The 6,255-nt window shown below is 52.8% G+C and carries 7 protein-coding genes; 1 reads left to right on the top strand and 6 read right to left on the bottom strand.

What is annotated here, in order from left to right:
- The coding region (locus tag Q7V48_00610) for a nucleotidyl transferase AbiEii/AbiGii toxin family protein (protein ID MDO9209246.1) at nt 1-649 on the bottom strand (649 nt) is incomplete at its 3' end.
- On the bottom strand, nt 649-1,266 hold the full coding sequence (locus Q7V48_00605; GenBank protein ID MDO9209245.1) for a hypothetical protein: 618 nt from the start codon (nt 1,264-1,266) through the stop codon (nt 649-651). The genes Q7V48_00605 and Q7V48_00610, both read right to left, overlap by 1 nt.
- Nucleotides 1,267-1,404: 138 nt before the next feature.
- Here Q7V48_00605 and Q7V48_00600 point away from each other — a divergent pair, with 138 nt between their 5' ends.
- A complete protein-coding gene (locus Q7V48_00600) occupies nt 1,405-2,571 on the top strand; it encodes an aminotransferase class I/II-fold pyridoxal phosphate-dependent enzyme (GenBank protein MDO9209244.1) in 1,167 nt (388 codons plus the stop codon).
- Nucleotides 2,572-2,657: 86 nt separating this feature from the next.
- Here Q7V48_00600 and secF read toward each other — a convergent pair whose 3' ends face one another.
- The 4 genes from secF to Q7V48_00580 all read right to left on the bottom strand — a co-directional run.
- Nucleotides 2,658-3,578, bottom strand: coding sequence for a protein translocase subunit SecF (gene secF, locus Q7V48_00595; protein ID MDO9209243.1), 921 nt, complete (start codon nt 3,576-3,578; stop codon nt 2,658-2,660).
- A gap of 26 nt (nt 3,579-3,604) precedes the next feature.
- Nucleotides 3,605-5,206, bottom strand: a complete 1,602-nt coding sequence (secD, locus tag Q7V48_00590) for a protein translocase subunit SecD (GenBank protein MDO9209242.1) — start codon at nt 5,204-5,206, stop codon at nt 3,605-3,607.
- 36 nt (nt 5,207-5,242) lie between these two features.
- Entirely contained in the window at nt 5,243-5,563 is a 321-nt protein-coding gene (gene yajC / locus Q7V48_00585; GenBank protein MDO9209241.1) for a preprotein translocase subunit YajC, read from the bottom strand.
- Nucleotides 5,564-5,587: 24 nt separating this feature from the next.
- On the bottom strand, nt 5,588-6,255 hold a 668-nt coding region (locus tag Q7V48_00580; protein MDO9209240.1), incomplete at its 5' end, for a tRNA guanosine(34) transglycosylase Tgt.

Below are 6,255 nucleotides of genomic sequence, written 5' to 3'. Positions count from 1 at the left end.
ACTTTTTATAAACCTGGTCCGGAATCCCGAATACTCCCTTTATCGAGTCCCTGCTCTCCGGCTTTTGGAGGGTGGCAGAGATGGTTGCAATGTTACCCAGTATCTTTACTTTGGGGGCTCTTTTCAGGTGGGTCAAGATCTTTGCCGGGTCTACCTTTCCGTTAAACAGACTTATGATGTCCCTCTGGTCGGCCATTCTCATGGAGTTCATTTTCAGGGCTATCAACATTTCTCTGTCAGCCACCCTAACTTCGCCGTAATCCTTGACTCCCGAGCCCACGACCTTGCGGACTTCCGAATTCTTCCACAGATAATCGAAAGAATAGGCCGTATCCGTCTGCCTGGCCTGGACCATGCCAACGAAGAGGTCAACGGTGATGGGCAGGGCATCGATCTTTTTACCGAATCTCATCATCCGGCCCTTGTAGAAATCCGCAAAATGGCCTGAGTCCATAAGGAGCCTGAATCCCTCCCTTTCAAGGATCTTTGAGAACTCCTTGGCGTCCCTTGGCCTTATGACCAAATCCAGGTCCACTGAAAATCTGGGGAAATCAAACGAGCTGGCGGCGTACCCTCCGATAAGCACAAGTTTCTGGGGGAGCTTCCTCAGGAGGTCAAAACAAATGTTCTCCCGGTCCTTGATCTTCATTAAATCATGTGCTCCCGATGGCCATAACCGATACGGTATTTCTGGTCCAAATACTCCAGTGCCGGTTCATAAACCAATTCGTGCTTCAGGCAGAACTGAACGGCTTCATCCAAGGGAATGACCTTCAACCCCTCTTTTTCTTCGCAGGCAAAACGCTCCCTGGGGTGCAGGACAAACACCTCTCCAAACAAAGTTTTGCTTTCTCCCTCGAAAGCGAATTTTATTCCGGCCTTCCGGAGGAACCTCCTCCAGAAGGTTGAGTCCTTTTTCCGGATCGTTAAATGGATCGGTCTGTATCCAATAGTGAACCCGGTCCAGTAGTATCCGTCCGTCCACATGGATACCGCCGTGCTGCCGCAGAAGGCGTATACTTTCCCGGATTTTTCGGCAAGACCCAAGTCGGCCTCTCTCGCGGTTATTTTTTCCATAAAATCGGAGGGCGCTACAGCTTCATAAATACCCCTCCCCGCTTGCCGCAAGTATCCCCTCTTTATCAGGTCATGAGCAACTTTCGGTGCCTGAGAAGTGGGAAAGGTGGCTCTGAGCCGGTCCAGGGAGAAGGTCTCCCGGCCGAAAGCCTTCCATATCCACGCATACAATTCCGTATACTTATCCATAATTACCCCTGTGGTAATTATTATACAGGGCTTGGGGGTGGAGGTCAATGGGCAAGGGAGAAATCCTGTTGACGAGCAATTGACCTTTATATATAGTACGTTCGATCCGTTGGGTAATACGTAGAGGAGAAAGTAAACATGAAGGATTTTTGTTCCGAGAAGGCTAAAAATTTTACCGAATCGGTTATCCGCGATATGACCCGGGTTTGCCTCAAGCACCAGGGAGTTAACTTGGCTCAGGGGTTTCCGGATTTTGCCGCGCCCCAAGAAATAAAAGAAGCGGCCGTGAAGGCCATTCATGCCGATGCCAACCAATATGCCATCACCTGGGGAACCCCTGCCCTACGCCAGGCCATTGCCGAAAAATTCGCCCGATACAATGGCGTGACCATGGACCCGGAAAAGGAGATCACGGTCTGCTGCGGGGCGACGGAGTGCATGATCGCCTCCCTCATGGCCATCGTCAATCCGGGGGAGGAAGTTATCGTCTTCGAGCCTTTCTACGAGAACTACGGCCCGGATACCATCCTTTGCGGGGCCCACCCGCGGTTCATCACCCTCCATGAACCGGACTGGCATTTTGATGAACAAGAACTGACTCGGGCCTTCAGCAACAAAACCAAGGCCATCATCCTCAACACCCCCAATAACCCCACGGGCAAGGTTTTTTCCCGGGAGGAACTGCAATTCATCGCTGACCTCTGCCTGAAGTGGGGAGTTGTGGCCGTGACCGACGAGATTTACGAACATATTCTTTACGATGGGGCCAGCCACGTCAGCATCGCCTCTCTGCCGGGGATGCGTGATCAAACCATCACCATCAATTCCATCTCCAAGACTTACAGCCTTACGGGATGGCGCGTGGGCTGGGCTATTGCCTCAGCAAAGCTGACCGGATCAATCCGCAAAGTCCATGATTTTCTCACGGTGGGAGCCGCCCATCCTCTTCAGGAAGCAGCAGCCATCGCATTACGCTCCGCGCCCCGCTATTATCAGACCCTGGCGGAAGAGTACCGGGAGAGGAGGGACTTTCTTCTGCAAGCGTTGGAAGAGGTTGGATTTAGGGTTTATCGACCGAGGGGAGCGTATTACATTATGACGGACGTAGGCCACCTGGGCTTCCAGGATGATTTCGCCTGCGCTTATTATTTAGTGGAGAAAATCGGGGTGGCGACTGTACCGGGAAGTTGCTTCTATAGCCGCCCAGCGCTGGGAAGGACCAAGGTTCGCTTCGCCTTTCCTAAGAAGATGGAGACCTTGAAGCAAGCCGCCGAGAAATTGAAGAAGTTCAAACCCAAAAAATAGGGCAAAGGTTCAAGGTCCAAAGATCAAGGCTCTTATCCCTACACCCAATACCCAACACCCTACACCCTACACCCTACACCCTTATATTACCTCCGGGTGCGGATGCGGACTTTCTTGTCCTTGCGCCACTGGTAGACGATGGGGCTGGCCACAAAAATGGAAGAATAGGTGCCGATGATTATACCAATGAGCAGGGCGAAGGAAAAATCGTGAATGACCTCCCCTCCGAAGAAAAACAAAGGTACCAGAACCAGGAAGACTGTCAAACTGGTCACAATGGTCCGGCTGAGGACTTCGTTAATACTGCTGTTCATCACATCTGCCAAAGGGTCCCTCGGCCGCAGGCGGAGGTTTTCCCGGATCCGGTCGTAGACCACCACGGTGTCGGTCAAGGAGTAGCCGGCTAAAGTAAGAAGGGCAGTCACCAGGAGTAAATTCACCTCTTTCCCGAGGATGTGGAAGATCCCGAGGACGGAGAGAACGTCATGGAAGGTGGCAACGGCCGCGGCTACGCCGAAAGAAAATTCGAAACGCCAGGCAAGGTAAACGATCATCCCGATGGCTGAGAAGATCACGGCGATGATGGTATCATGCTGCAAGTTTTTGCCCACCTTGGGGCCGATCTCCGTGGTGCTGTCGACCAGGAATTTGTTGTCCGTAAATTCTTTGGTAAAGATGGACACGATCTTGTCGGCCACCTTGCCGAGGGGAATGGCCGTGGTTTTCTTGACCTGGATCAGGAGCTTGTTTCCCTCGGTAAACTGCTGGAGTTCGCAGTCCTTAAAACCGTTGATCTCCAGGGCGTGCCGCGCTTTGTCCAGTTGGAAGGGTTTCTCAAATTTGAGCTGCACAGAGGTCCCGCCCGCAAAGTCGATCCCTAAATTGGATTGACCCCGGATCAGTTGAACCATGGCGATGGCCCCTACCGTGACGAGGATGGCGGAAAGGAAAAAGGCATATTTCCGCAGCCCGACAAAATTAATATTGGTTTTGCCTAAAAGTTGGATGCCCATCTAAGGGTTCCTTTCTTTCATCAGATACTCAAGGTCTTGAGCTGTTTCTTGAAGTTGATCCAGTCGAAGATAACCTTGGTGCCGATGAGCGCCGAGAAAAGATTGATCATGACACCCAGGCTGAGGGTTACCGCGAAGCCTTTAATGGGGCCGGTACCAAACTGGAAGAGGACCAACGCCGTAATCAGGGTAGTGACGTGGGAGTCGATGATAGTGAAGAGGGCTTTATCGTACCCGGCGTCCACGGCGGCCCGGACCGTCTTCCCCTGACGCAGTTCTTCGCGGATCCGCTCGAACATGAGAACGTTGCTATCGACCGCCATGCCAATAGCCAGAATAATTCCGGCGATCCCGGGCAGGGTGAGAGTGGCCCTCATCGAGGCCAGGGCCCCCATGAGGTAGATGATGTTCAGGATCAAGGCCCAGTCGGCGATCAGGCCGGAGAAGCGGTAATAAAAAGCCATAAAAACCACCACCAGGATCGATCCGATAATCGCTGCCCGAATCCCCCGGTCAATAGAATCCTGCCCGAGGGAGGGTCCCACCGTTACGTTCTGAATGATCTTAACCGGGGCGGGGAGCGCGCCAGCCCTGAGGACGATGGCCAGATCCGCGGCTTCATCCGGAGTGAAAGATCCGCTGATCTGGGCTTTTCCTCCACTGATGCGTTCCTGGATCACCGGCGCCGAATAAACATTGTTGTCCAGGACGATGGCCAGGCGCTTCTTCACGTTCTCAGCGGTGATCTGATCGAAGAGCCTCGCTCCCCGGGCATCGAAGTCGATGGAGACATAGGGCTCGTTGAAGTCAGACTTGATGCGCGTCCGGGCGTCGGTGAGCACGTCCCCCGTCATCAAAGCGCGTTTCTTCAAGAGAAAGGGGCGGCGGGTGACCACGCCTGTTTCTTTGTCAGCGGCCTTCTGATAAAGAATTTCACTCCCCGGGGGCATATTCCCTTTGAGAGCCTCTTCCAGGCTATTCTCCTCATCCACCAGCTTAAACTCCAATAAAGCCGTACGCCCGATCAATTCGACGGCTCGTTGAGGATCTTTGACGCCGGGCAGTTGAATGAGGATCTGATTCTCCCCTTGAGGAGCGATAACCGGCTCCGTGACCCCGAATTGGTCGATACGGTTGCGGATCGTTTCCAGCCCTTGCCGGATGGCCGAGTCCTCGATGGACTTAACCTCTTTCGGGTTCAATTCCAGAAGGTACTGATATTTTCCTTCTCGTTCGAGGAAAGAGGCTACCTTCAAGTTGGCAAACTGGTCGGAACGAATAAGGTTGAAACGGTCGTTGGCTTTGGTGTCGGTCAGAAGAACGGAGATCTTTCCTGCGGAATTCCGTTCTACTTGTTGGAAAGAAATGTCTTTCTTGGTCAGGGTGTCTTTGATGTCGCTGGCGTATTTGTCCATCGCACTTTCAACGGCCTTCTGAACTTCCACCTCGAGCAGCAGATGCATTCCTCCCCGAAGATCCAACCCTAAATGAATCTTCTCCACGGGAAGAACTTTTCTCCACCATTGCGGGAGAGGGTCGATGAGCGTGGGGGTGAGGAAAAGGATTGAGAGAGCCAGGAGCAAGAGAATCAACCCGGCTCGCCATTGAATACTTCGCCGCATATTTTTATCTCCTTTAAAGGCTTCTCCGCTTCAAAATCAAACTTGACTTTGGACCTTGCCCGCGATGGAGTTACGGGCAAGCTTGATGCGGACTTTTTCGGCGATTTCCAGTGTGACCACCGTGTCCGTGATGCCGGTGATCGTCCCGTAAATCCCCGAGGCCGTCACGACGCTGTCGCCTTTCTGCAGGCTGGCCAGAACCTGGCGGTGGGCTTTCGACTTCTTCTGCTGCGGCCAAATCAGCAGAAAATAAAAAACCACGAACATTAAGATTAGGGGAAGAAAGCTTCCCAGCCCCGATGCCCCGCCGCCCCCTCCGGGCAGGCCTCCCATTGCATAAGCCAAATCATTAAACATCGAATTTTCCTCCTTATAAGTTTTTTATATTCGTGCAGAAAGTGAGATTCTCTTGCCAGTGGGTAAAGACAAAAGGCTGGAATTCCCCTCCGGTTCTACGGAGGGCTCCCCCATGGAGTTAAAATCTTGAATGAACCCATCCAGACGGTCTTCGGCAATGGCCTGTCGCATTTCCCTCATGAAGGTCAAATAAAAATGCAGGTTGTGGATGGTATTTAAACGGAAAGCCAAAATTTCTTCAGCAAAGTAGAGATGTCGGAGATAAGCCCGGCTATAATTCCGGCAGGTATAGCAGGGGCATCCCGGTTCGATGGGTGAAGGGTCTTCCGCATACTTGGCGTTCTTAATGGCCATTTTTCCCGAACGGGTGAAAAGCATACCGTTACGGGCGTTCCTCGTGGGTAACACGCAGTCGAACATATCCACGCCTTCCCGGACCGCCTCGATCATGTCTCCGGGCATGCCCAGGCCCATTACATATCGCGGCAGATTTTCCGGAAGAAGAGGAGCGGTCTCAGCGATAACCCGGACCATGATTTCTTGGTTCTCCCCGACGCTCAGGCCTCCCAGCGCATATCCATCGAAGCCGATTTCTACCAGCACCTCAACACCCTTCTGCCTGAGATCAGAATACATGCCCCCCTGGACGATGCCGAAGAGAGCTTGATGGGAGGCCTGGTGGGATTCCCGGC

The organism is Deltaproteobacteria bacterium (genome assembly GCA_030654105.1).
Lineage (GTDB): Bacteria > Desulfobacterota > SM23-61 > SM23-61 > SM23-61 > JAHJQK01.
The sequence above is the reverse complement of the archived record's forward strand: the minus strand, read 5'-3'. Positions and strand labels throughout refer to the sequence as shown.

Excerpts from the sequence above, each read along its gene's own strand:
- Q7V48_00605 (MDO9209245.1), bottom strand. The coding sequence starts at position 1,266 with ATGGATAAGTATACGGAATTGTATGCGTGGATATGGAAGGCTTTCGGC.
- Q7V48_00600 (MDO9209244.1), top strand. The coding sequence starts at position 1,405 with ATGAAGGATTTTTGTTCCGAGAAGGCTAAAAATTTTACCGAATCGGTT.
- secD (MDO9209242.1), bottom strand. The coding sequence starts at position 5,206 with ATGCGGCGAAGTATTCAATGGCGAGCCGGGTTGATTCTCTTGCTCCTG.
- yajC (MDO9209241.1), bottom strand. The coding sequence starts at position 5,563 with ATGTTTAATGATTTGGCTTATGCAATGGGAGGCCTGCCCGGAGGGGGC.